The 25,139-nt window shown below is 54.1% G+C and carries 22 protein-coding genes and 1 other RNA gene; 12 read left to right on the forward strand and 11 right to left on the reverse strand.

What is annotated here, in order from left to right; translation table 11 throughout:
* Window positions 1-49 precede the first annotated feature (49 nt).
* Entirely contained in the window at window positions 50-1,219 is a 1,170-nt protein-coding gene (locus G461_RS0100080) for a methyltransferase domain-containing protein (protein ID WP_026970271.1), read from the forward strand.
* 129 nt (window positions 1,220-1,348) lie between these two features.
* On the opposite strand, the gene G461_RS0100085 is transcribed toward G461_RS0100080, so the two are convergent.
* Window positions 1,349-1,588, reverse strand: coding sequence for an RNA recognition motif domain-containing protein (locus tag G461_RS0100085; RefSeq protein WP_026970272.1), 240 nt, complete (start codon window positions 1,586-1,588; stop codon window positions 1,349-1,351).
* A 331-nt stretch (window positions 1,589-1,919) separates the two neighbouring features.
* On the opposite strand from G461_RS0100085, the gene G461_RS0100090 reads away from it, so the two are divergent.
* Window positions 1,920-2,129, forward strand: coding sequence for a cold-shock protein (locus tag G461_RS0100090; RefSeq protein ID WP_026957203.1), 210 nt, complete (start codon window positions 1,920-1,922; stop codon window positions 2,127-2,129).
* A gap of 70 nt (window positions 2,130-2,199) precedes the next feature.
* Here G461_RS0100090 and G461_RS0100095 read toward each other — a convergent pair whose 3' ends face one another.
* Window positions 2,200-2,940: a TetR family transcriptional regulator C-terminal domain-containing protein gene (locus G461_RS0100095; protein WP_084428868.1), complete on the reverse strand. Its 741-nt coding sequence runs from the start codon at window positions 2,938-2,940 to the stop codon at window positions 2,200-2,202.
* 590 nt (window positions 2,941-3,530) lie between these two features.
* On the opposite strand from G461_RS0100095, the gene xdhA reads away from it, so the two are divergent.
* The 7 genes from xdhA to G461_RS0100130 are packed head-to-tail and all read left to right on the forward strand — an operon-like array spanning window position 3,531 to window position 11,686.
* Window positions 3,531-4,958, forward strand: a complete 1,428-nt coding sequence (xdhA, locus tag G461_RS0100100; RefSeq protein ID WP_026970274.1) for a xanthine dehydrogenase small subunit — start codon at window positions 3,531-3,533, stop codon at window positions 4,956-4,958.
* Window positions 4,951-7,344, forward strand: coding sequence for a xanthine dehydrogenase molybdopterin binding subunit (gene xdhB / locus G461_RS0100105; RefSeq protein ID WP_026970275.1), 2,394 nt, complete (start codon window positions 4,951-4,953; stop codon window positions 7,342-7,344). The genes xdhA and xdhB overlap by 8 nt, the downstream gene beginning before the upstream one ends.
* A gap of 11 nt (window positions 7,345-7,355) precedes the next feature.
* Complete coding sequence (xdhC, locus tag G461_RS22730) at window positions 7,356-8,276, forward strand: xanthine dehydrogenase accessory protein XdhC (protein WP_051333232.1); 921 nt, start codon at window positions 7,356-7,358, stop codon at window positions 8,274-8,276.
* The gene (gene uraD / locus G461_RS0100115; protein WP_035478725.1) at window positions 8,276-8,767 is read left to right on the forward strand and encodes a 2-oxo-4-hydroxy-4-carboxy-5-ureidoimidazoline decarboxylase; all 492 of its coding nucleotides are present in this window, start codon (window positions 8,276-8,278) and stop codon (window positions 8,765-8,767) included. The genes xdhC and uraD overlap by 1 nt, the downstream gene beginning before the upstream one ends.
* Window positions 8,764-9,138, forward strand: coding sequence for a hydroxyisourate hydrolase (gene uraH / locus G461_RS0100120; RefSeq protein ID WP_051333233.1), 375 nt, complete (start codon window positions 8,764-8,766; stop codon window positions 9,136-9,138). Before uraD ends, uraH begins: the two co-directional genes overlap by 4 nt.
* A 2-nt stretch (window positions 9,139-9,140) precedes the next feature.
* Window positions 9,141-10,523: a guanine deaminase gene (guaD, locus tag G461_RS0100125; protein ID WP_026970278.1), complete on the forward strand. Its 1,383-nt coding sequence runs from the start codon at window positions 9,141-9,143 to the stop codon at window positions 10,521-10,523.
* Entirely contained in the window at window positions 10,469-11,686 is a 1,218-nt protein-coding gene (locus G461_RS0100130) for a urate hydroxylase PuuD (protein WP_026970279.1), read from the forward strand. Before guaD ends, G461_RS0100130 begins: the two co-directional genes overlap by 55 nt.
* A gap of 19 nt (window positions 11,687-11,705) precedes the next feature.
* Here the strand turns inward: G461_RS0100130 and G461_RS0100135 are convergent, their stop codons facing one another.
* Together G461_RS0100135 and G461_RS22735 are read right to left on the reverse strand one after the other, a co-directional pair.
* Window positions 11,706-12,794 carry an acyltransferase family protein gene (locus G461_RS0100135; RefSeq protein WP_026970280.1) on the reverse strand — a complete coding sequence of 363 codons (1,089 nt, stop codon included), beginning with the start codon at window positions 12,792-12,794 and terminating at the stop codon, window positions 11,706-11,708.
* Between the two features lie 144 nt (window positions 12,795-12,938).
* On the reverse strand, window positions 12,939-13,970 hold the full coding sequence (locus tag G461_RS22735) for a polysaccharide deacetylase family protein (RefSeq protein WP_051333234.1): 1,032 nt from the start codon (window positions 13,968-13,970) through the stop codon (window positions 12,939-12,941).
* A gap of 418 nt (window positions 13,971-14,388) precedes the next feature.
* On the opposite strand from G461_RS22735, the gene G461_RS0100145 reads away from it, so the two are divergent.
* Window positions 14,389-14,958 (forward strand): outer membrane beta-barrel protein, encoded by a 570-nt coding sequence (locus G461_RS0100145; protein ID WP_026970281.1) that lies wholly within the window; start codon window positions 14,389-14,391, stop codon window positions 14,956-14,958.
* 53 nt (window positions 14,959-15,011) lie between these two features.
* Here G461_RS0100145 and G461_RS0100150 read toward each other — a convergent pair whose 3' ends face one another.
* From G461_RS0100150 to ffs, 3 genes are all read right to left on the reverse strand, one after another.
* Entirely contained in the window at window positions 15,012-15,914 is a 903-nt protein-coding gene (locus tag G461_RS0100150) for a dienelactone hydrolase family protein (protein ID WP_026970282.1), read from the reverse strand.
* Between the two features lie 349 nt (window positions 15,915-16,263).
* Window positions 16,264-17,133, reverse strand: coding sequence for a patatin-like phospholipase family protein (locus G461_RS0100155; protein ID WP_051333235.1), 870 nt, complete (start codon window positions 17,131-17,133; stop codon window positions 16,264-16,266).
* Window positions 17,134-17,419: 286 nt separating this feature from the next.
* An RNA gene (gene ffs / locus G461_RS25755) (signal recognition particle sRNA small type) lies at window positions 17,420-17,516 on the reverse strand.
* 90 nt (window positions 17,517-17,606) lie between these two features.
* On the opposite strand from ffs, the gene G461_RS0100160 reads away from it, so the two are divergent.
* Window positions 17,607-18,368 carry a DUF547 domain-containing protein gene (locus tag G461_RS0100160; RefSeq protein ID WP_026957216.1) on the forward strand — a complete coding sequence of 254 codons (762 nt, stop codon included), beginning with the start codon at window positions 17,607-17,609 and terminating at the stop codon, window positions 18,366-18,368.
* A 74-nt stretch (window positions 18,369-18,442) separates the two neighbouring features.
* On the opposite strand, the gene pfkA is transcribed toward G461_RS0100160, so the two are convergent.
* Complete coding sequence (gene pfkA / locus G461_RS0100165) at window positions 18,443-19,405, reverse strand: 6-phosphofructokinase (protein WP_026970284.1); 963 nt, start codon at window positions 19,403-19,405, stop codon at window positions 18,443-18,445.
* Window positions 19,406-20,048: 643 nt separating this feature from the next.
* Window positions 20,049-22,133 carry a hypothetical protein gene (locus G461_RS0100175; protein ID WP_026970285.1) on the reverse strand — a complete coding sequence of 695 codons (2,085 nt, stop codon included), beginning with the start codon at window positions 22,131-22,133 and terminating at the stop codon, window positions 20,049-20,051.
* 288 nt (window positions 22,134-22,421) lie between these two features.
* On the opposite strand from G461_RS0100175, the gene G461_RS22740 reads away from it, so the two are divergent.
* Window positions 22,422-22,991 (forward strand): tetratricopeptide repeat protein, encoded by a 570-nt coding sequence (locus G461_RS22740; protein ID WP_051333236.1) that lies wholly within the window; start codon window positions 22,422-22,424, stop codon window positions 22,989-22,991.
* 106 nt (window positions 22,992-23,097) lie between these two features.
* Here G461_RS22740 and sucD read toward each other — a convergent pair whose 3' ends face one another.
* Entirely contained in the window at window positions 23,098-23,970 is an 873-nt protein-coding gene (gene sucD / locus G461_RS0100185) for a succinate--CoA ligase subunit alpha (protein WP_026957219.1), read from the reverse strand.
* Entirely contained in the window at window positions 23,970-25,136 is a 1,167-nt protein-coding gene (sucC, locus tag G461_RS0100190; RefSeq protein WP_026970286.1) for an ADP-forming succinate--CoA ligase subunit beta, read from the reverse strand. Before sucC ends, sucD begins: the two co-directional genes overlap by 1 nt.
* Window positions 25,137-25,139 lie beyond the last annotated feature (3 nt).

The following is a 25,139-nucleotide window of genomic DNA, read 5'->3' on the forward strand; positions in this document are numbered from 1 at the left end:
CAGCTCTATAGTTTACAGTGTCTTCCATTCTCCCGAATGCAGGAGCCCTATGGCCTATCGCATATCCGAGCTGGCGGCTGCCGTGGGGCTGTCCCGCACCGCCTTGCTCTACTACGAAAAACAGCAGCTGATTCAAGGTAAGCGGCAAAGCAACGGCTACCGCGTATATAGCGAGCATGATCTGCAGCGGGTCCGCCTTCTCCAACAGTTGCAGGCGGGTGGGCTAACCCTCAAAGAATGCAAAGCCTGCCTGGAAGCCAAGGTTGACCGCAAGCTACTGCGCAATCGGCTACAGGCGCTGGACGGTGAGATTGCCCAAAAACAGCAATCCCGTCAGTTACTCGCGGCGCTGCTCGGCGAAGGCGATCTCAAGGCATGGCATCAGACCAGCAATGAACTGGCACCAGATGCCCATCTGGATTGGTTAATAAAACAGGGCTTTAGTGAAAAAGATGCCCTACGACTGAAATGGTTATCGAAAGATATGAACGAACACGATCAATATATGGCCGACTTTATGACGGTCTTTGAAACACTCGAACGTTGGGGCCCGGGCAGCGAAAACGACACCCTGCGCGCCTTTGAGCAAGTCCCCGGCGCGCCTGCCACTATCCTAGAGATAGGCTGCGGCAAAGGGCTCACAACTGCCCTATTGGCCCAGCACAGCAATGCCCAGATAACCGCCATAGACAACGAGCAGAGCGCTGTGGATGCCCTCAATCAACGAGCACGCAAGCAAGGCTTGAGTGAGCGCATATCCGCCGTTAATGCCAGTATGACGGAGCTGCCGTTTAAGCCCGCTAGCTTCGAGCTGATTTGGGCCGAAGGCTGTGCCTATATCATGGGCGTAGAGAACGCCTTGCAGCAGTGGCGGCCACTACTTAAGGACCAAGGCATATTAATGCTTAGTGATTTGGTCTGGCTAACCAATAGCCCAAGCGAGCAGGCAGTGGCATTCTGGAGCCAAGAGTACCCCGACATGCAAACAGTGGCGACGCGCGAGCAGCAAATTGAGGCGGCGGGCTACCAGCTACTCAGCAGCTTCACCTTGAGCCAACAGGCATGGCAAAACTACTACCAGCCGCTGGCGCAACGGGTCGAGCAGTTGCGACCAAGCATGGCGGATTCCAAAGCCCTTGAGGACATCGGGAGCGAGTTAACCATCTACCAGCAGTGCGCCAGTGAGTTTGGTTATCAAGTGTTTTTGATGAAGCGCTAAGCGTCTAGATTGAAGTGTGGCCAGCTTCCCGCAGCGAGTTTGCTGTTTGCGGGGAGCAACACTCGCCAAGGAAGCAATATCCTTGCAGGAGCTACACCAGAGTGAGGCGCTTAAGCGAGCTAAAGCCGCTTAGCCTTGAGCAATCTTAACGCGAATAGCTCGGCCACCCACGTCGCTCATATGCAGCGCCTTGATAGCCGCCTTCGCCTCTGCGTCTTCTGGCATTTCCACAAACCCGAAGCCCTTAGACTTACCGGTCTCTTGGTCAAAGACCAAGGTGCACTCGGCGACAGCGCCATGTTCAGAAAACAGGGTGCGAACGTCATTTTCAGTGGTTGAGCGAGGCAGGTTGCGAACGAGAAGTTTCATAGGAGTCCATAAGGTGGGAAGAATTTCGCGCGGATTGTCTCAGCTGGGCTCAGCTAAGCCAAGTAAAGATTCATCTTTTCGAGACATCAAGGGATGCTTGTCTCTACCCACTGCAATCTGAAAACGCTCGCAAACAGGCTGAGATTAATTTGAGAAAACGTTTGACAACGCTCTCGTTCGTCTATATTTTACCCGCAGCTTGAAAGTAAGCCCCTTTTAGTTCTCCATTTCGTTGTACCTAGTTGTTCCTCGTCCTGTAGTTTTAAATCTCGTTTGTTTTCCGCTGTTCACGCCTGCAAAAGGCTAATTTAATTTATACAGGATATACATCATGTCTAACACCGTAACCGGCACCGTAAAATGGTTTAACGAATCTAAAGGCTTCGGCTTTATCGCTCAAGAAAACGGCCCTGACGTATTCGCTCACTTCCGTTCTATCGTGGGCAACGGCTTCAAAACTCTGGCTGAAGGTCAGCAAGTGAAGTTCACCGTGTCTCAAGGCCAAAAAGGCCCTCAAGCAGACAACATCGAAGTAATCTAAGTCTGATTACTGAGCAAAAAGGCAAGCTATTTAGCTTGCCTTTTTTGTATCTAATAGATTGCTTTGACCGCTATATCAGCGCTAAGCCGCGCAGCACCGTTTCAACCACAAAGTCTTCCGCCTTACTAAACTCCTCGTCGCTCAATGCACGCCCTTTGATCATGGTGATTTCGCTGTCGAAGTCGGCGTAGAACTGGGTCGTTCCCCAGATCATAAACAGGAGATACAGCGGCTCAATGGCTCTCATCTTGCCTTGCGCTACCCACGCCTGAATCACCGAAGCCTTTTGCTTGGTCCAGCCGACCATTGGCAGGTCGATGGCATCACGGATAACCGGTGCGCCATGGATGATTTCGGTGGCGAAGATCTTCGACTCCTGCGGCCGGGTGCGGCTGTAGCGCATCTTAGCGAGGATGTACTCGCGGATCACATCAGCAGGTTCGCGCTCAATGGCCCGCTCATCAAAGCCTTGGTTCCACATCTCAAGGATGTCATTGAGCACTGCGGTATACAGGCCCGCTTTGGATTTGAAGTAGTAGAGGATATTAGCTTTGGGCAGCTCCACCTTATCGGCGATCGCCTGTACCGAGGTACCTTTATAACCGGCACTGGCAAACACTTCTGCCGCAGCCCGTAGGATGCGCTCTTCGTTGCGCTGGCGAATTGCCCCGCCCAGCTGTTTAGCTACGACTGGCTTTGCACCGCGGCGCTTACCTTTCGCTTTGCCCCCAGCGTTAGCAGTGTTTTGCTGCGCAGAAGCAGACTCGGTTGTCTCAGTTATCTGGTTTGGCGCGGCTGTAGTTTGCGTCATCCAATCTATTCCTCATTAAAACCCGGCTCTTTATTTCGTATTTATCCTATGGCTGTCAAGTTGCTTAGGCAATCACTATGCTGCGACTCAATTGCACCAAGATCAAACGTTACCGCCATGTTACGCACCAATAAAGAACAAGGTCAGTGCTTACTGGCCACGCGAGTGCAGCCTGTAACTTTTGATTAACACCACAAGAATCGCAAGATACATGACATTAACACGCAAAAACTATAATTTTAATAAAACACGACCAAGTGGTCAGGTTTTTGCTCCTGCTTTGGGTAACTCACTTTAGCTTTGGATACTCATGTGAGCTTTGGGTAACTCACTCAAGCAGACACAAGCTGGATTCGAGCACGGGGCTAACATGCGGTAACTAGACCCGAGCCAAATGATATGCGGAACGGTTCGCTGGACTTCAAGGACGAACAGTCTCAGGAGAGACTCAGCAGAACCTCGCGAACGTTCCCGTCGTCAGACTCGCCGATGCCGTAGCAGGCGAGTCTTTTTTTCGACATAGAGTTGACCATATGGACAGGTTTTAACTAAGCCACTGCAACAGGCTTAGCGATAACAACGAGGATGCGATGTTACAAATCATGATCAACCAGCAGCTGGAAACGGTGGCCGATGTGCGCGCCGACACCATGCTGCTGACTTACCTGCGCGAACAGATGGAATTGACCGGCAGTAAGGAAGGCTGTGCCAGCGGCGATTGTGGCGCCTGCACGGTTGTCGTGGTCGAACTCGACGACCAGCAGCAGCTACGCTATCGCCAGATCAACGCCTGCATCACCCCGCTGCATGCCCTACATGGCAAGCAGGTGATTACCGTTGAGCAACTAAAAGACCTGCAAGCTAATCAGCTACACCCGGTACAACAGGCGGTGGTGGACAAGCATGGCTCGCAGTGCGGTTTTTGTACTCCGGGCATCATTATGTCGCTGTACGCTTTGAGTAAACAGCGCCAAGCCCCAGCCCATCCAGCGGAATATCTGGCCGGCAACCTGTGCCGCTGCACCGGCTACGGCCCACTTATCGAAGCCGCTAACGATGTCGCCGAGCTGGCCGGCGTTGAATATTTCGACCCCGCACAGCCCGATGAAGCCGCAGTTAAAACCTGGCAGCAGCAGTGCGCCGCGCTGCAAAGCGGTGTTTACCACCGCCCACAAACCCGCAGTGAACTGGCCGAGCTACGCGCCAAGTACCCCGAAGCGCAATTGATTGCTGGCGGTACCGATCTGGCGCTGGAGATCACCCAGCAGCTAAAAGATATCGAGCAGCTTATCGATGTGTCGGCAGTGGACGATCTGCAAGGCATCAGCGAGAGCGAGCAAGGCTGGCGCATTGGCGCCGCCCTGCCGTTGGACATTTTCCACGATTTTATGCGCGAGCACTTCCCGTCTACCGATGAACTCATTGAACGCCTTGGCAGCCTGACTATTCGCCGCCGCGGCACCTTGGGTGGCAGCCTCGGTCATGCCTCGCCGATTGGCGATATCGCACCGCTACTGATTAGCCTTGGCGGCAACATTGAGGTTGATGACGGTAAAACCCGCCAGCTATTCGCCCCCGAAGACTACATCACCGGCTATCGGCAGACCCGCCTGCAAAACAAGCAGTGGATCAGCGCCGTCCACCTACCACGCCCACAACCGGGCACTCAACATGCCATCTATAAGGTCAGCAAGCGCTTTGAAGACGATATCGCCACCGTAGTGTTAGCAGTTCGCCTGCGCGTGGATGACGCGCAGCGGGTCAAGCACTGCATTATCTCGGCGGGCGGGATCGCGGCTAAATCCGTGCGCCTTAGCGAGCTGGAAGCGCTGCTGCTAGGTCAGCCTTTTAACCAAGCCAGTATCGACAAGCTGAAGGCAGCAGTACCGCTGCATATCTCCCCACTATCAGATGTGCGCGGCAGCGCCGGATACCGCGTGCAGCTGGTGCAAAACCTGTTGCAACGCTTTTATCTGGAAAGCCAACAAATTACTACGAGGTTGACCGACTATGCGTAAACTCACTCAAGTCAGCCATCGCAAGCAGAGCGAAACACCGGTCGATTACCAAGTCGTTGGCCGCTCCCACAAGCACGAAAGCGCCGCCAAGCAAGTGAGTGGCGAAGCCCAGTTTATCGATGACTACCCTACCCCGCGCGGCTGTCTGCATGCAGCGGTGGTAGTAAGCGATGTGGTCAAGGGCCAGCTTGAGCAAGTGGACTTGTCGGCGGTCGCCGCAGCCCCCGGCGTGGTGGGGGCGTACACCCATGAAGCGATCCCCGGTGAGAAGGATATCGGCCCAATCTTTAAAGGCGATCCACTGCTAGCCGAGGGCGAAATCAAATACCACGGCCAACCCGTGGCACTGGTACTGGCACGCAGCCACCGCCAAGCCTGGCAAGCAGCCGCACTGGCCAAGTTAACGATCAATCAACAGCACGCCCATGTCAGCTTTGAAGATGCTCAAACCATCGAGCCGGTGCTAGCGCCCAATCACATGGGCCAAGCGGTGAGCCAACAGCAGTTGGCCACATCTCCCTTGCAAGTCAGCGGCGAGCTGAGTGTTGGCGGACAAGAGCACTTCTATCTGGAAGGGCAAATCTCGTTGGCCGAACTCACTGAAGATGGCGGCATTTTCTTGCGCAGCTCCAGCCAGCACCCCACCGAGGTACAAACCCTGGTGGCAGAAGTGCTGCACGTACCGTTTAGTAAGGTCACCGTGGACATGCGCCGTATGGGCGGCGGCTTTGGTGGCAAAGAAACTCAGGCGGCTCAGTGGGCCTGTCTGGCTAGCCTGGGGGCGTGGCTCACCCGTAAGCCGGTTAAGCTGCGCCTGCCGCGCGCGGTGGATATGACCGCCACCGGTAAGCGTCACCCCTTTGTGAGCCGCTTCCAGCTGGCAGCAGATGAACGAGGCGTCATTGAGAGCGCCAAGATTGAGGTGAACGGCCTGTGTGGCCACTCTGCCGATCTCTCCGGTGCCATCGTCGACCGAGCGATGTTCCATAGCGATAACGCCTACTCACTGGGCGCCGCCGAGGTGGTCGGTAATCGCCTGCGCACCGATATGGTCTCGCACACCGCCTTCCGTGGCTTTGGCGGGCCGCAAGGGATGATGGCGATTGAGCGGGCAATGCAGGATTTGAGCATTGCCGCCGGTATCGACTCACTCGACCTGCGCCTGCGCAACCTTTACAGGGAAGGTCACAACACCACCCACTATGGGATGGAGGTGGAGCAAACCGATACCATTAAAACGGTCATCGACACCTTGGCTGAAAGCTGCAGTTACCGTGCTCGCCGCGAACAGGTTAAGGCCTTTAATGCCGCCAACCCGGTACTGAAAAAAGGACTGGCACTAACCCCGGTGAAGTTCGGCATCTCCTTTACCGCCACCCACCTTAACCAAGCGGGTGCGCTGGTGCATGTCTATACCGACGGTAGTGTTCAGGTGTCCCATGGCGGCACTGAGATGGGCCAGGGCCTACATACCAAGATCCAACAGATCGTGGCGCAGAGCCTGGGGCTAGATTTTGAATCGGTGCTGATAACCTCAACCCGCACTGATAAGGTGCCGAACACCTCACCGACTGCCGCCTCGTCTGGCGCAGACCTCAACGGGATGGCCGCCCACAATGCAGCGGTATCCATCAAGCAACGTCTATTGGACTTCGCCCGCGAGCACTACCAACTAAGCGGCGAGCTGGATATCGAAGATGGCCAGCTACTAAGTGGCGTTAGTGGCGAGCGCCAGATCCCTTGGGAAACCTTGGTGCAAGACGCCTATATGAACCGGGTATCGTTATCGGCCAGTGGCTTCTACAAGACCCCGAAGATTTGGTATGACCCAGCCAAGTCGGTAGGCCGCCCGTTCTTCTACTTCTCGATTGGCGCGGCCTGCTCAGAGGTCACCATTGATACCCTAACCGGCGAGATGGTGGTTGATCGCGTCGATATCCTGCACGATGTTGGCAACAGCTTGAACCCGGCCATCGACCTTGGTCAGATTGAAGGTGCCTTTATCCAGGGCATGGGCTGGCTCACCAACGAAGAGTTGGTGTGGAACGAGCAAGGCAAGCTGCTCAGCAATAGCCCGATGAACTACAAGATCCCCACCATCGGCGACTACCCCAAGGCGATGAACATCGCGCTGTTCGACAAGGCTAATCCCGAGCACAGCATCTACCGCTCTAAAGCAGTCGGCGAGCCGCCGTTTATGCATGCGATCAGCGTATGGTGCGCCATCTACGATGCGATTGCCTCACTGGCCGATCACCAACAGGCGGTGCCGCTCAACGCGCCGGCCACTGGCGAAGAGATCTTACGCGCCTGCAACGCAGTCACTCAGGCAAGGGCGACGTTCAACGATGCAACTGAGGTGGCCGAGGAGGTGGACAATGCCTAAGGAGTCATCCCATGTATAAGCCCAATGATAAGCAGGCCTCATCGTCTAAAGACTGGTTAGCCGCCTGCCAATGGCTGGAACAACAGGGCGAAGCCTACTGTATCGCCACCGTGGTCGCCGAGGCGGGTTCTTTGCCCCGCGCCAGTGGCGCCAAAATGGTAATCAGCCGCCACCACCAATTCGACACCTTAGGCGGTGGCAACCTGGAATATCAGGTTATCGAGAGCGCCCGCGCCGGTTTGGCCAGCGCTGATAAGCAGGTGGCGCTAGAGCGCTACTCATTGGCAGCCGATCTAGGTCAGTGCTGTGGCGGTGCCACTCAAGTGATGTTTGAGTACCTGAATCTGGATATGCCCAAGGTGGTGGTGTTTGGCGCCGGTCACGTGGCACGCGCGCTGTGCCCAATCCTACAGGGACTGAACTGCCACCTGCAGGTTATCGATAACCGCAGCGATTGGCTGGCGTCATTCAGTGAGCAAGGCATAAACACTCAACGTTTGAACTCGGCACAACCAAACAGTACCGAACAGGTTGTTGCAGCGCTCTCTGCAAATAGCCACCTGGTGATTATGACCCAAGACCACGGCTTGGATTTCGACATCGCTAAAGCCGCCTTGGCCCGCGACTGCTTCCCCTTTGTCGGTCTGATTGGCTCGCGCACCAAGCAGCAACGCTTCGACTATCGCCTGCGCGAGCAGTTAACAACGCCTGAGCTGGCAGCAAACTTGGTCTGCCCCATCGGTAAACCGGATATCCGCGGCAAGCTGCCTATGCAGGTCGCGGTATCGATTGCTGCCCAGCTGATGGAGCGCTTTGAGCAGCTAGCAGCGCCGTCCGTTGCGGAAAATACCGTTACGGCTAATGAAGAGCATGCCCGTCAGTGGAAACGCAGTACCGCGCTATTGAAGCAACTCTCTAAGGAGGCAAACTAGTGAGCCCCCAGACGCCTTTACATGAAATTGGCCGCCACCAGTTGGCTCAGATCTGCACCAGCAAGCAATGGCAAAACCTAGTACTCGCGGCCGGGCCATTTAAGGCCTTCGCTGAGTTTACCCGCGCCGCCGACCAAGCCTTCGACAGCCTAAGCGAGCAGGATTGGCTAGAGGCCTTCGCCGGCCACCCCATGATCGGCGATATCAGCAGCCTGCGTGCCAAGTATGCCCATGGCAAACACCTCAGCGAGGCCGAGCAGAGCCAAGTGAGTGAGGCCAGCGAGCAGACCTTGCAAGCACTGCTGGAGCAGAACCAATGCTACCGCGAGCGCTTCGGCTTTATCTTTATCGTATTTGCCACCGGCAAGTCAGCCAGCGAGATGCTGGCGCTGCTGGAGGCGCGCATCATCAACACCCGCCAACAGGAATTGGCCAACGCCGCTGCCGAGCAGCGCAAAATCAGTTTACTAAGAATGGAGGCTTACCGATGACCGTAAGCACAGCAACCGACACCAAAACAGTGGACAGCAAAAGGCTCAGCAGCAGCCTGAGCTGTCATGTACTGGATACTAGCCGCGGTCAACCCGCCGAAGGTATCGTATTGGAGGTACTTCACCTCGATGCGCAGCAGCCGTTAGCTGAAGGCCGCACCGACGCCGATGGCCGCTTTCGCTTTGACGGCCTGAGTCTGGATGCCGGTCACTACACCCTGCGCTTTCACACTGCCGACTACTGTGAGCAGCAATTTGGCGAGGCCTTTTTCCCGCGAGTCGACCTGCATTTCAGTGTCAATGAGCAGCGCCACTACCACCTGCCGTTGCTGCTCTCTCCTTACGCCTACTCCAGCTATCGAGGCAGCTAACCATGGCAGTATCTTCTCACGCGCGACGCGTGCACCGCGGCAGCATCTTGCACTTCCCACGCAGCACCAACGACCCGGCCAACAACCACCAATACTTCGCCGATGGCGTATTGGTGGTGGAAAACGGCAAGATTGCCTATTTCGGTGAGGCCGCTGATTTCTTCAGTCTGGCCGATAACCAACGCTTACTGAACTATGGCGGCGTAGAGCAGCACAAGGGCTTGATTCTGCCCGGGCTTATCGACAGCCATGTCCACTTCCCACAGATTGAGATGATTGCCAGCTATGGCAAGCAGCTACTGGACTGGCTGAATGAATACACCTTCCCCACCGAGACGCAGTTTGCCAATGCCGCCTATGCCCAACGCCAGGCTAAGTGGTTCCTCGGCCAGCTCATGGCCCACGGCACTACCACCGCCAGCGTGTTTGCCACGGTGCATCCCGAGTCAGTGGATGCCTTTTTTAGCGAGGCAAGCAAACTCAATGCGCGGATGATCTGCGGCAAGGTGTTGATGGACCGCTTCTGCCCAGACGATCTGCAAGACACTCCCGAGCTGGGCTATCGCCAATCTAAACAGCTAATTGAACGCTGGCACGGCAATGGCCGCTCGCTCTACGCAATCACTCCGCGCTTTGCCCCCACCAGCACCCCAGAGCAGCTGGCGAAAGCCGGTCAACTGGCCAATGAGCATCCGGATACCTTTATCCAGACCCACTTGAGTGAAAATATTGGTGAAGTAGCGTGGATTAAAGAGCTCTACCCGGAGCATCCCGATTATCTGGGGGTTTATCAGGCTAACGATCTGGTGCGAGAACGGGCACTGTTTGGCCATGCGGTTCACTTAAAGGACCGCGAGTATCAGGCGCTGGCAAGCTCTGGTGCCACCATCAGTTTCTGCCCCTCCTCCAACCTGTTTTTGGGTAGTGGCTTGTTTGACTATGGCCGCGCCAAAGATGCGGGCATCGCCCTGTCACTGGCCTCAGATGTGGGCGCGGGCACCAGCCTGAGCCTGTTCGCCAACCAAAGTGATGCCTACAAGATTTGCCAGCTACAGGGGCTTAGCCTCAACCCCTTTGAATCGCTCTACCTATGTACCCAAGGCGCTGCCGCAGCCATGGGTCTAGAGCAGCAGGTGGGTAATCTGAATGCTGGCAGCGAAGCCGACTTTATCGAGCTGGATTTTCGCGCCCACCCGGTTCTGCAACAGCGGCTATTGCGCTGCAAGAGCCTAGCAGAACAACTATTCGCTCTCTCCACCCTCGGTGACGACCGCCTTGTCGATAAAACCTATGTCGCCGGAAAACTCGTTTATCAAAAAGGAAGTAAAGTATGTGGCCTCAGCTCTACGAATGGATTGCCCTCTTTATCAAGTGGTTCCATATAACCTGTGGGATCGCCTGGATTGGCGCCAGTTTCTACTTCACCTGGCTGGATAACAGCCTAAAGACCCCGCCGGAGTGGAAGAAGAAAAAAGGCATCAAGGGCGATCTTTGGGCAGTACACGGTGGCGGCTTCTACGAAGTGGCCAAATACCAAGTCGGCCCCGAGCAAATGCCAGAAAAGCTGCACTGGTTTAAGTGGGAGGCCTACGCCACCTGGCTCACTGGCACCGCCCTGCTGATCTGGATGTACTACTTTAACGCCCAAGCCTACCTGATTGACCCTCGGGTAATGGCGCTGAGCACCCACCAAGCGGTACTGTTTGGCATGGCGGGGATCTTTTTGGGCGTGTGTTGTTACGAGGCGCTGGTGCGCAGCCCACTCTCTGCCAAGCCTTGGCTGTTCTTGCTAAGCCTGATCGTGATTGGCGGTGGCTTCTTCTATCTGTTCAGCTCCATCTACAGCGGCCGGGGCGCGTTTATCCATATGGGTGCCCTAATCGGCTCGATTATGGTGAACAACGTGTGGCATAAGATTATTCCCGGGCAACGCAAGATGGTGGCGCAGGTCGCGGCTGGCGAGGATGTTGACCCGGGACCGGGGCTAGAAGGTAAGCGACGCTCGATACACAACAACTACTTCACCCTACCCATCTTGTTTTTGATGATCTCCAACCACTATCCGATCATCTACCAGCACGCCCACAACTGGCTGGTTGGGATGATGGTGATGCTGATCAGCGCCTGGGTGCGGCACTTCTTCAACCTCAAGCATCAGGGGCAGTTCAAGCCAGAGGTATTGATTAGCGGCTGCGCAGCGATGTTGGTGATGGCCATCGCACTTAGCTGGCCGCAGACCCAGCTACAGCCTTTGGCCCATAGTCATGAGCATTCCCAGCCGGCGGCAGAGGTGCTCACACCACAGGCTCAACAAGCGCTGGATATCGTGCAAAAGCGCTGTAGTAGCTGCCACAGCCAACAGCCCACCGACGAGGTGTTTACCATCGCCCCGGGCGGTGCTGCATTTGATAACTGGCAGGATGTGCAGCGCTGGTCGCCGCGGATTATTGCCCGCGCAGTCGACTCGGCGGACATGCCATTTATGAATAAAACCGAGATGACCGAGCAAGAAAGGGAGACCCTGCGCCAGCTATTGGCCACACAATAGCTGGCAGGCGTTTGCCGAACTAGGCTGAACTCAGCGCGCATTCAGCACTTTGCTGAGTGCGCTGCTTGATGGCCCTCTTGGTGCTATCGATGGCCATTCGCAGCGCAATCGGTGCCACGCAACCCACCAGCATATACAACCAACAGACCTTCGGCGACACCCAATGGTGCAACGCCGAGATATAGCTCATCTGCAACAAGCCCATCGAGGCAAACAGGATGTCCAGCAGCACGAACATCAGCAGGTGCAGGGTCATAATGTCTTTGGAGTAGCGCCCTAACAGCTGCAGGCTTGTCTGCGGTTTGGCTTGGCTCAGCAGATAACAAAGGCTTAGCAAACCAACACTGCCTAGCACCGCGCTAAGGGTGTGCAGCACAAAACCATCGGGGTACTCACTCCAGGACATGCCGAGCGGCGTCACCCAACCGAGCGCCACAATGGTGGCAAGCACAATCCAGCAACTCGCCATCAGGTTAAAGCTGGCCAGCTTATCCAGCCAAGGCCGCAGCGCATAGCCAAAGGCCATGTACATCGAGCCCACAGCTAACTGCACCAGCACATTGCGATACCACAGGCGCTCAGCATGGAAGGCGGGCGCCAGGTATTCGGTCGCCAGATAGGCCAGCACAACTGTCGCTAACAACAAGTAGTAGCGGTTGATTCGCCCCCGGCTGCGACTAACCACGATACGAAACGCGCCCGAAACCAGCGCATAGCTCACCAAAAACCAGCCAATCATAAATAAGGAGTTAGCGTGGCTATTACCACGCAAAGGCATCGCGAATATATCCCAGCCTTGACCGAGATAGAGCACAATTCTAGTGTCAAACAGCGAGGTCAGCGCTAAGGTAATCAGGCCTATCACTGTGTACCAGACCACATAGTAGAGCGGATAACTACGTAGCCACTTACGCGCCCAACGCCGCTCGTCCGCATAGGGCCGCAGCACTAAGCCGCCGAGAATAAAAAACAGCGGCATATGAAACAGATACGGGGTGTACACCGCATCGGCCTGCCAGTTGTAATGGCCGATTACAACCAGCAGTATCCCCAAGCCTTTTGCATAATCAATAAATAACGATTGCTGCTTGCTTAGTGCATTGTCCATCACGTTACCTCAGCAAGAATAAACTGTGCTTAGACTACGCAATGAGACAAGCGCCCACCTTAGTCACCTTACCAATATGAGACATTGGTTAACCTTTGGTGGGCAACCTCGACGTTATATGAGAAGCCGCTCAATAAACGCGCTTTACTGTTCGTCGACCACCAGCCACTGCTGCGATAACCAGTAATAAGGCGAGCCGTTGCGGTGGGGTGCGGTACAGTTCACCCGGTGGCGACCATTACCAAGCGCCTCTGGCGGCGTCACGTCAAAATGTAGCGGCGAGTGCCAGTTAAGCTCCAGCGCCTGACCGTTCAGATAACACTGTAGATGGGGGTAATGGGCCTCGCTGGAGGGCTGCAGTTCAACGCTTAGCAGCGGTTGACGCTGCTGCGTAAGCGGATCAGGTAGGGCCGAGTAATCGAGTGCTAGCGGCCTTGCGGTAAACTTAAGGCGCAATGAGCTTACGCTGGCGTAATTGCCCGCCGCATTAAAGCGTGGCAGCGCCTGCCAATCACTCGTTTCACCAATCGAGCCAGACTGTTGACCAAAGGCGATATAACCCTGCTCGGCGATCCACGCTTTCAGTTGGTCGTTGTACTCGCCATAGGGATAGGCAAACAGCATCGGCGCACTGCCCAGTTGCTGTTTAATCCGCTGTTGCGCGCCTTCAACGTTCGCTTTGGCTTGCTCAAACCACGCCTCGTTGGTGAAGGCATCGCGCACCATATAGTCATGATCCATGGTGTGGTTGGCGATGACCACGCCATCATCGGCCAGCTCGCGTAGTTGCTCCCAACTGCAGTAGTTCTGGTAGCCCTTATCGATGGGATCGGTGGCAACAAATACGGTAAAAGGCATGCCGCGGCGCTTAAGCTCTGGGTAAGCGCGTTCACACACCGAGACAAAGGCATCATCAAAGGTCAGCGCCACGCTTTTCTCAGGTAAGGCCTGACCCGCTTGCAGCTGCTTAATGGCATCCGCTAAGTCGAGCACTTGATAGCCCTGCTCTTCAAAATGGTCGAGTTGGGCAATGAAATCATCCCAGCGGGTCGAGGTGGAGTGTGGTGTGTGATCATCCACATGATGATAGAGCATCACGTTCAACGAACTCGCCATTGCCAGTGGGGCGAAAGAGGTGCCTAGCAATGCCAAAGCAAGCGTCTTAGTCAGTTTCACTATTTATCTTCCGTTTTTACTTATCTGCAGAATTTTACACCAACGATTAAGGCATAGACAGTCTTAGCGACTAGAGCGGCGCGCTGGTAAATGGTATAACTGCGCCGCCTTTAGCAATATACCCGAACAACCTCAAGATGCTGGATTCAGAGGCGGTCAATGTCCATAGGGCGAGGCGAAAACACGAAGGAATGGTGACCCATTTCGAGTGTTTTCAACGAAGAGCTATGGACATTGAGCGCCTCCCATAGGGCGAGTTTTCCCGTCCCTCATACTGCGTTACTGCTCCTTGATTTAGACCACTAGATCGGCGGAGCAATGCCTTGCCTGAGGGACGGGAAACTCTCGCTGAACAAGCATCTTGAGGTCGTTCGGGTATATAGGCCCAAATGACTAACTGAAAGCGACGATAAATAAAATGAAAAACCTAATTTGGCTGCTTTTGCTGCCCTTAAGCGTGGCTGCAAATGCCCTTCCTTCATCCAACTCCCCCGCCAGCAAGCCCTTTTACTTGGGAGCGAACTTTGCGTTTGTAGACAGCGATGGCTCGATCTTCGACGATTCTTACTCGCTATTCGCCGGTTATGACTACCGGATTGACTCAGAATTTGGCTTGTTCATCGAAGCTGAGTACCGCGACTTTGGCAGCGAAACCTTTCATTGGTTGGGAGCCAGTGGCCGCAGCGAGGCATACTCCTACGGGCTAAACATCAAACCGGTATATCACTTCGAAATCCAACAGCGCCCGCTCCATTTCGGCCCGGTGTTTGGTGTTCATCACTACCATGAGAAACGTCGAAGCACCTTTGAAGGCGACAGCCAATACCATAACAACAGCAGTTGGGGCTTATTGTGGGGCCTGGAGTTCGGGATTACCCTCGCCGAGCGCCTGCAGTTTAACTATGGCTTTAAAAAATCCAAGCCCAAACTTGGCGACGAGCGCCGCCGCTACGACCAGTATTACTTTGGCTTTAACTTCCTGTTCTGAGGCTCGCGCTAAAAAGGCGGCCTAGGCCGCCTTCATCGTTGATGAACCAGGCCTCAGTCGAGCTTTTCCTGAAAAAACGCAATAGTGCGCTGCCAGGCAAGCTCCGCCTCTGCCTCGGCGTAGCGACCGGTTGAATCGTTATGAAAGCCGTGATTCACCCCTTCATAGATATGCGCCTGGAAGTCTGCAGCGTTGGCCTTGAGCTGCGCCTCATAGTCTGGCCAGGTGGCATTAACACGTTTATCCAGGCTGGCGAAGTGCAACTGTAGCGGGCCTTTAACGTTCGCTCGTAACTGCTCAGCGGCCGGGGTTCCGTAAAAAGGCACGCCGGCATCGAGTTGTTCTGGCATCTTGGCCGCCAGCATATTCACCACATAGCCGCCGAAACAGAATCCGACCGCACCCAGCTTGCCATTGCTCTGCTCGTGGCTTTTTAAGAAGCTGGCAGCAGCGATAAAGTCTGCCTCAATCTTGGCTCGGTCGAGGGATTTTTGCATCGCCCGGCCTTGGTCATCGTTTCCGGGATAGCCGCCGAGGGGATAGAGCGCGTCAGGGGCAAAGGCGATAAAGCCGGCCTTGGCAACCCGCCGTGCCACATCCTTGATATAGGGATTCAGTCCGCGATTCTCGTGGACCACCAGCACCACCGGAGCACTGCCTTGCAGCTTAGCTGGCTGCACCAGATAGCCGCGCCCCTCTCCATGACCATCGGGCGAGGGGAAGGTTTGGTAGGTGGCCAAGATATCAGGGTCGTTAAACGATACCTGCTCGGCTTGTGCATAGTTTGGCGAAAGGGCCGCAGTGATAAGTGGCACACTCAGCTTTAGCACCGCCAAGCCAGCCAGACGATTGAGAAACTCCCGTCGGTCAATCAGGCCGTGGGCATACTCGTCGTACCAATCGAAGGCCTCTTGGGGGATGACCCCTGTACTGTCTACTGATTCGCGTTGTTGCATAGCTCTCTTCCTTGTGATGATTGCATCGTTATACCCGAACAACCTCAAGGCGCAGGATTCAGAGGAACTCAATGTCCATAGGACGAGGCAAAAGTACGAAGGAATGGTGACCCATTTCAAGTGCTTTCAACGAAGAACTATGGACATTGAGCTCCTCCCGAAGGACGAGTTTTACAGGCCCTCATGCTGCGTTACTGCTCCTTGATTTAGACCACTAGACCGGCGCAGCAGTGCCTTACCTGAGGGCCTTTAAAATCTCGCTGAACAAGCATCTTGAGGCTGCTCGGGTATATGTACGCTCCATTTAAACGTTTTGCCCAACCGCAGCAGCGTATCCGAGAATCGTTACTTAGTGAGATAAGTGCTCTGCCCCTTTGTTGAGCCCCATCACGTATCCGTCCAGCAGCGCACTTTTCGACATGGTAAAGCGCTCAACCTCGTAGGGCTGTTGCGGAGCGATCACCTCAATCTCAAGGCCCTCAGGCGGATTGCGGATAAAATCGAGAGAGGCGTTGTAACCCTCTGCACGTTTCAAGTAGGCGTCTTTCACTTGCGGCTGATCGCGCAACAAGCCTTTCGCCAACCACGGAAAGCGGCTGGGTTTCATGCTGTAGCCATCGGGGTGTGAGAGGATTACGGTGATTTTGCTCGCCCCGAGTTTGTAGGCCTTCTTAACCGGCAGCGAGTCAGTCACGCCGCCATCGGTAAAACAGCCCTCAGAAAAACATGGCGTGTGTTTGTAGACCACCGGCAAAGCGGCTGTCGCTTCCATTAACGCATCGAGGTTATCGGGCGACACCCGGTAGTACTTGGCCTTACCGCTGTCGATATCGGTGAGCGCCGCGTAAAACGGGATATTATTGAACAGCACCTGCTGGTCGACCGGCATCTGCCGCTGGGACTCGCGCCATAGCCAGCCGACATCGACCAAGTGGCCGCCGCGAATAAAGCGAGTGGGGTTGTAAAAACGACGTGAGGTGGCCAATTGGGTGATCACCTGCATACTGCGCTGCGGCGCTTTGGCCAGATAGCCCAACACATTGGCTGCCCCCGAAGAGACACCAAAGGCCGCATCAAAGGGCTGGTAGTTGTGGCTTAAAAAGGCATCGAGCACGCCACTGGCGAAGATCCCACGCATTGCGCCACCTTCCACGACAAGCGCATGATTAATGTTTGATGGTGCGTTTTCCACACATCCCCCGATAGAGCTGACTAACATTGGACTAGCTTAGTTGAGCTAATTGAAAGTTTTAAATTGTTAATAATGATTATTTTGATAGCTTTAAGCAATCCAAAACATATCGACGGCGTCGCTGGAATTTATTTTTCCGTTACCCGGTCGAATGCTCCATATGCGCAAGCGTAGCGTAATGGGGTATAAAGGTTTGCGTGAAATGTAAAAGGGACTAACGCAGATTTACAGCGCAGAAATGATATCGGGAATCGTTGTAGTGTTAGTTAGTCGAGGCTGACTAATAAGGGGGAGTGCTACAATTGGGTGGCGACCTCACCAGCCGCATCCCGGCACTTGAGTCGCTCGCTGCGGCTGCTTCCTTCCGGACCTGACCGGGTTCACGAGGTATCAATGCGAGAGGACCAATGAGGCCACCATAGATGGCTTCTTGCGAAGCGGGGCTATTCTCCCTTAAGCGCTCTGCCAATGCAATGGATACAGGAGAAAAAGGAGAGAAGATGAAGTCGTTTGCTCAGGTTTTGTGCTTTAGCGGTGGATTATTGGCTAGCGGCAGCGCAATTGCCCAGTTCGACCACCAATTGTTTGACCAGATCCTCAAACAAAGCGTGGTGTGGCTAGAGCCCAATAGCACCAGTTGTGTTAACTATGGGCAGATCGACGATGGCGCCTTAGACCGCTACAACCAAAGCCTCTCGGCCATTTCACAAGCCGAGTTTGATGCGTGGCCGAAGCCGGAGCAACTGGCCTTTCTGATTAACGCCTACAATGCCTTCACCCTTGAGCTTATCCTAACCCGTTACCCCGACCTGGACTCCATCAAAGAGCTGGGCACGCTGTTTCAATCACCTTGGAAAAAGAAACGTTTCGCGCTGTTTGGGGAGCCGGTGCATCTCGACCATATCGAACACGAGCTAATAAGACCGATGTATCAAAACCCGCATATTCATGCCGCGGTGGTGTGCGCTGCCAAAGGCTGCCCTCCCCTGCAGGATTTTGCCTATCAAGGCGATCAGCTGGAGGCGCAGCTACAGACCGTATTCGAGAACTTCTTGGCCAGCGATAAGAATCTGTATGTGGATTATGCCAAGCGTATGGAGCTGTCGGCGATCTTCCGCTGGTACCGCCAAGACTTTGGTGCCAGCCTGAATCAATACCTTAGCGACTACTCGGCATCTTTCGATGCCACCCCAGAGCAAATCAGCGAAGCCAACATCCGCTACTTGGACTACGACTGGGCTTTGAACCGCTGCCCCGGCTAGTGGTGAAGAGCGGCGCGATCAAAAAAGCCGGCTGACGCCGGCTTTTTACTTAGCAAGAAGTCCTAAAGCAATGCTTAGAACAACTTCTGGCTTAGTGCGTACATTTCGTCGTTGAATGGACGACGCATGTTCTCAATACAATCGATGATGTCGTGGTGCACCATCTTGTTGTTCTGAATACCTACACAACGACCGCCTTCGCCCTGCATCAGCAACTCAACAGCGTAGGCACCCATGCGGCTAGCCATTACACGGTCACGGCCAGTTGGTGAACCACCACGCTGGATGTGGCCAAGAATGGTAGCACGGGTTTCCATGCCAGTGGCCATCTCGATGCCTGCAGCCAGCTCGTTCACGTTAGTAATGTGCTCGGTGATAGCAACGATGGCATGCTTCTTACCGCGTTTCTGGCCTTCTTTCAGGCTCTCCAGTAGCGCATTCTTATCGAAGCCCTTCTCTGGCAGGATAACGTACTCAGCGCCACCGGCAATGCTTGCTTGCATGGCTAGATCGCCACAGTAGCGACCCATGATTTCGATTACCGAAATACGGTTGTGTGAAGACGAAGTATCGCGGATACGGTCGATAGCATCGATAACAACGTTCAGTGCAGTGTCGAAGCCGATGGTGTAGTCGGTACCAGCGATATCGTTGTCGATGGTGCCTGGCAGACCGATACATGGGAAGCCCATTTCGGTCAGTTTCTTGGCGCCCATGTAAGAGCCGTCACCGCCGATAACAACCAAGGCTTCGATGCCGTGCTTCTTCATGTTCTCAACGGCTTCTTCACGTACTGAGAGCTCTTTAAACTCAGGGAAACGTGCTGAGCCCAAGAAAGTACCGCCACGGTTAATCACATCAGATACGCTCTTGCGCGACATCAGCTCGATGCGATCCTGATGCAAGCCCAGGTATCCATCGTAGACACCACATACTTCGATGTCGTTTTTAAGCGCGGTGCGTACAACTGCACGAACTGCGGCGTTCATCCCTGGCGCGTCACCGCCACTGGTCAATACACCAATTTTCTTAACCATGTTTTCCTCTCAGTTTTCGAGAATTTGTAATGATATTTAAAGCAAAGCGCGGAAGTCGGTTATTTACCAACGTCCTGAAATCCTGTTGCGGTATCCTGCTATACCGCCGTGGCCCTGACCCTGTCAACGCTGAGGTCCTGATCCAAAATTAGGGCTAATTCTGCCATACGCATACAGCATTTTTTCATGATGCGAATCAGTAAACCGCGACATTCTGAAACAATTACGCAGCTAAGTCCAAGAAAATACACCACGAAAGTGACGGTAAGCAACGCCTCGATAAGTGAATATACGATATGCCTATTACCAGTACAATTGCCTGCGCATTGTAATCAACGCTTCACACGCGAGTAACATTCATGTAACATGCGTTATTGATAATTTCACCGCCGGTAAAAAATGGCTTAAATGAGGAATACGATGAATCAAGAACTGGCTAGAGCAATTGCACGCAATCGTAACACTAACCGTCAGGCTATCGGTAACTACCTGAAAGACAAAAAAGAATCTAAGAAGCCTGAAGCCCAGTATCGCTAAGATTTATTGCAAGAATTTTAAATGCCGCTCAATTGAGCGGCATTTTTCGTTATGTCTTCGGCAAATAAAACGTGGGCTGACCGCTAAGCAACCAGCCCATCGGATTTTAAGAAGACTCTTCTTCGAGGTTATGTAACTCAGGGGAGAGGTGCAGTACGCCCGAGGCCCCCTCTTTGTCCAGTGACAGGATATTGGTCTTGCTGATACGGTGGCGATAGATCTCACGCAGGTACTTGATGGCCTTTTGCACGTTGCCCAGCTCCAGACGGATATCGTTGATCGAGACAAACTTGCCGCTTTCATTGATCAGCTCGCGATACTTCTTCTCGTACATTGGCTTAATCGCATACCAGTTGGTATCGAGGATCTTGGCGGGATTCTCAAAATCGTGCAGGTAGGTCGCCAACTCTTCTTCGTCGAACTTGTCTTCAGTGATAAAGCGCAAGATGGCCTGATCAATCTCATCGTTGTAGCGGTACTCATCGCGCGCGAAACAGCGCTTGATGTAGGCCACCACCAAGGTGAGGAAATCGTCGCTCAAACATGGGCTCTTGGCCACCAAGGTGGTCAGCGACAGGTTAGCCGACGCACCAATCACCAGTGCGTAACGCTTCAAGGTGGTATTCGGGAACAGCTTGTTGATATGGACCTTGAGCTTGTTCAGGTCCATAAACGACAGCTTGTAGTCCTTCGGCAGCGAGATGATCGACACCACCGACGAACAGTTTTTGAAGAAGTGCATCTGGTTGAGCTGCTCAGGGCCGTAGTTGCTGTCTTTGTACTTATCAAGCGCGCGCTTATAGCGTTGCGACTCTATCGGCAGGATACTGATCCCCTCAATCGCTTGGGTGTCTTTATTGAAGTGCGGCAGATCGATAGAGCGGTAGAACAGGTCGTCGATATCCACACCTTCAATGGCGCTGTTGGCCACAACGCTTTCCGCGTAGGCAACCGCCACCGGCCCCGCCATACTCATAAACAAGTCGTTGGCATCCAAGCGGATGGTGTCTGAGATGTCGATACCAGCGCGGCGGAAGTAGTTCTCGTCGTAGTCGGTGGTCACCGCTTGAGCGGTCAGAATGTTGAAGATCTGCTGGGAGATATACTGGTTGGCATACTTCTCCATGGTGTTCACGTCGATGTCTTTGACCTCATCGCCGCCGCTGTGCTCCACATAGCGCATGATGTCGTTAGAAATCAGCATCATCGAGTTCCATGGACGGATCCGGCGCATCACTTCATCTGAGGTATCTGATTGCTCGCGCTCTTCGTTGTAGGAGAAGTTCCACTCTTCGCTGAGGTACTTACATAGCAGTCGGCCGGCGTTAATATGCAGCGCTTCCGATACCTCAATGCTGCTGCCGGAGATATTCGGCAAAATACAGATCCCGGAGGTGAAGATCGGCTCAAACACAAACGAGTCACGCTTATCTGGCTGCACCGACTGGGCGACCTGATAATCAAAGGTCTTGCTCATATAGGAGAACTGCTGCGCCAGACCAAACTCCGACGCCATACCCGAGCCAGTACCACCGCCCGCCGAGAAGATATAGAAGTACAGGCGGCTCTGGTTGGCCTTGATGCCGCACGAGTCCACCAGATAGGAGTGGACATGTCGCCAGTTCTCATCGCGGAAGCTGCTGGTGTCTTTGTTAAGGATAATCTTCGCCAGATACTGACCGAGGATTGGGGCGTTACCGGCACCGCCGGCATGCACCTCAGAGAGGTCCATAATCTGTAGCTTTTTGTATTGCTCGAGAAACTCTTGGCGGCCATGCTCTGAGGAATACTTAATGCGCCCGGCGATGTCTTTGTCTAAGTCACCCACCAGTACCACAGGCTCGATAAGGAATACCGGATTGTTTCCATTGCCTTTATCCATAGACAGGTGATTGCGGATCCAGCGCAGCGGCTTGATCTCACTCTCTTCGGCCAGCTTCTCTTGGTACTCAATCTCGTTGAGGTAGTGAACCCGCGAGTTGTACACCAAGGTAGCCACTTCCAAGGCAATATTGGACCCACAGCGTCCCAGGCCAATCAAGCAAACCGATGGGAAGCTCTGATCAACCAGTTTCTGCTCTTCGGTTAAATCGGGGAAAATGTTGTGCCTGACCTGATCGAGATTCGACAGAATCTTGTCCAGATTGGCTTCCGTAAAGTAGAGGTGCTCTACGGGCAGTGAGTCCTTCATAGGTATTCCTTAGCAAGCTAGTCATTATTGTTGCGAGTCGCCGTCCCATCGTTCATCAATTACCTAAAAAAATCAAGATTTTGCCTGCTGTGCTGAGGGATTGCGCAAATACCACCAGAGAAGCTGCTGCCCTGTTCACGTTTGACTGGGACAAGATTGAGCTTGTTAAAGAAAACCCGCTTCCTTAATGAGCTTTTTCAAATTTGTCACATCAGTGCAAACTTCAGCAGGTACTGTTGGCGCGAAATATGCGTGTTAGATCACACTTTTATCGCATCAGGAGCGAGTATGAATAAGCTGAAATCACTGTACCGTCTATTGGCTATCGCGTTACTGTTCGGCCCTGCACTTAGCCCGCAGCTACAAGCCGCGGTAAGCCATGCTGACTGCTCTTTGTCTAACACCTCCCCTGCTTGTATCCAGCAACATCGGGTGCTCGCTGAACAAGGCTCAGCGGAGTCTGCCTACTGGCTGGGGAAAATGACTGCACTATCAATTGATACCCCGGATGCGCTCAATGAGAGTGCAAACTGGTATCGCCAAGCTCACCAACTTGGTTCAGCCAAGGCGACCAATGCACTGGGCTTGCTCTACTACCATGGTGCGGGTGTGCCTCAGGATTACGCCAAAGCCAAGGAGTTGTTTCAAACCGCAGCCAATCGCGGAGACGCGCGCGGGTTGTGGAATCTAGGCCGGATGTATCACTATGGCCGCGGCGTTGAGCAAAACTACCAACAAGCCGAAAGCCTGTTTGAGATGGCGGCCATCATGGGCGTGTATATCGCCGAGGAGACACTGGCCTACTACCGCTCTCAACAGCTGCCCAGCTCGCCCGCCATGCTAACCGCAGCCAACTGAGCAATAAGCAACTAAGACATGAACTGCTGAGAAATGTTCAACGTTCAGATACAACAAAGGGGCTGTAAAGCCCCTTTTGATTGCGCACAAATTAGCTGCTAGTTGCTTACCAGCCGGTAATCTCACGTAGCGCCTGACCGATATCCGCCAGACTGCGTACGGTTTTCACACCAGCGTCTTCCAGTGCGGCAAACTTATCCGCAGCGGTGCCTTTACCACCAGCGATAATCGCACCGGCATGGCCCATGCGCTTGCCCGGAGGTGCAGTCACACCAGCGATGTAGCTCACCACAGGCTTGGTTACGTTAGCCTTGATATAGGCCGCGGCTTCTTCCTCTGCGCTACCACCGATTTCACCGATCATCACAATCGCTTCAGTCTGCGGGTCATTCTGGAACATCTCCAGTACGTCGATAAAGTTAGAGCCGGGAATCGGGTCGCCGCCGATTCCCACACAGGTGGACTGGCCGAAGCCTTCATCGGTGGTTTGCTTAACCGCTTCGTAGGTAAGGGTACCCGAGCGAGATACGATGCCCACTTTACCGGGCTTGTGAATGTGTCCGGGCATAATGCCGATCTTACATTCTCCCGGAGTAATCACACCCGGGCAGTTCGGACCAATCATACGCACGCCAGCTTCATCAAGACGTACTTTTACATCCAGCATATCCAAGGTAGGAATACCTTCAGTGATGGTGACAATCAACTTGATGCCGGCGGCCACGGCCTCCAAGATGGCATCTTTACAGAACGGAGCAGGCACATAGATAACCGACGCAGTCGCACCGGTCTGCTCTACCGCTTCACGCACGGTATTGAACACCGGCAGGCCAAGGTGGGTTTGACCACCTTTACCCGGTGATACACCGCCCACCATCTGGGTGCCGTAGGCAATCGCTTGTTCGGAGTGGAAGGTGCCCTGTCCGCCAGTAAAGCCCTGACAAATTACCTTGGTGTTTTTATCGATTAGGACACTCATTATTTACCCTCCGCAGCTTTTACTACTTGCACAGCTGCATCCGTCAGGCTGGTCGCTGCAATAATATTCAACCCTGAGTCGGCCAAAACCTTGGCACCGATGTCGGCGTTATTGCCTTCCAAGCGCACCACGACCGGTACGGTAACGCCCACCTCTTCTACAGCGCCGATAATACCTTCTGCAATCAGGTCACAGCGTACGATACCGCCGAAGATGTTTACCAGCACGGCTTGTACCGCATCGTCTGAGAGGATGATCTTGAAGGCTTCGGTGACGCGCTCTTTGGTGGCGCCGCCGCCTACATCCAGGAAGTTGGCCGGTGCGCCGCCGTGCAGTTGCACGATGTCCATGGTGCCCATGGCCAGACCGGCACCGTTCACCATACAGCCGATATTGCCATCTAGCGCCACATAGTTAAGTTCCCATTGAGCAGCGTGGGCCTCACGCTCGTCTTCTTGGGTGGGATCGTGCATCTCGCGCAGTTTTGGTTGGCGATACAGCGCGTTGGAGTCGATATTGATCTTGCCATCGAGACACAATAAGTCGCCTGAGCCAGTGATAACCAGCGGGTTAATCTCTAGTAGAGCCAAGTCGTACTGGCTGAACATATTGGCCAAACCCGAGAAGACTCTAACGAACTGTTTGATTTGGTTGCCTTCAAGGCCCAACTTGAACGCCAGCTCGCGCCCTTGGTATGGCTGTGGGCCAACCAGTGGGTCGATCGCCATGGTGTGAATAAGCTCCGGCGTCTCTTCGGCAACCTTTTCGATTTCCATACCGCCTTCGGTTGAGGCCATAAACACGATTCGACGGGTCGCACGGTCTACAACCGCACCGAGATACAGTTCGTTGGCGATATCAGAGGCTTCTTCAACCAGGATCTTCGATACTGGCTGACCGTTCGCGTCTGTTTGGTAGGTAACGAGGTTTTTCCCCAGCCACTGCTGGGCAAACTCTTTGATCTCTTCCTTATCGGCGGTGACTTTTACGCCTCCTGCTTTGCCACGGCCGCCAGCGTGAACTTGGCATTTTACAACCCAACGATCGCCATCAATCTTTCCAGCTGCTTCCGCAGCCTCCTGTGGCGTGTCGCAGGCATAGCCTTCGGGCACGGGCAAACCGTATTCGGCGAACAGTTGCTTAGCCTGATATTCATGCAAATTCATGTT

It is taken from the genome of Aliagarivorans marinus DSM 23064 (genome assembly GCF_000429485.1).
GTDB lineage: Bacteria > Pseudomonadota > Gammaproteobacteria > Enterobacterales > Celerinatantimonadaceae > Aliagarivorans > Aliagarivorans marinus.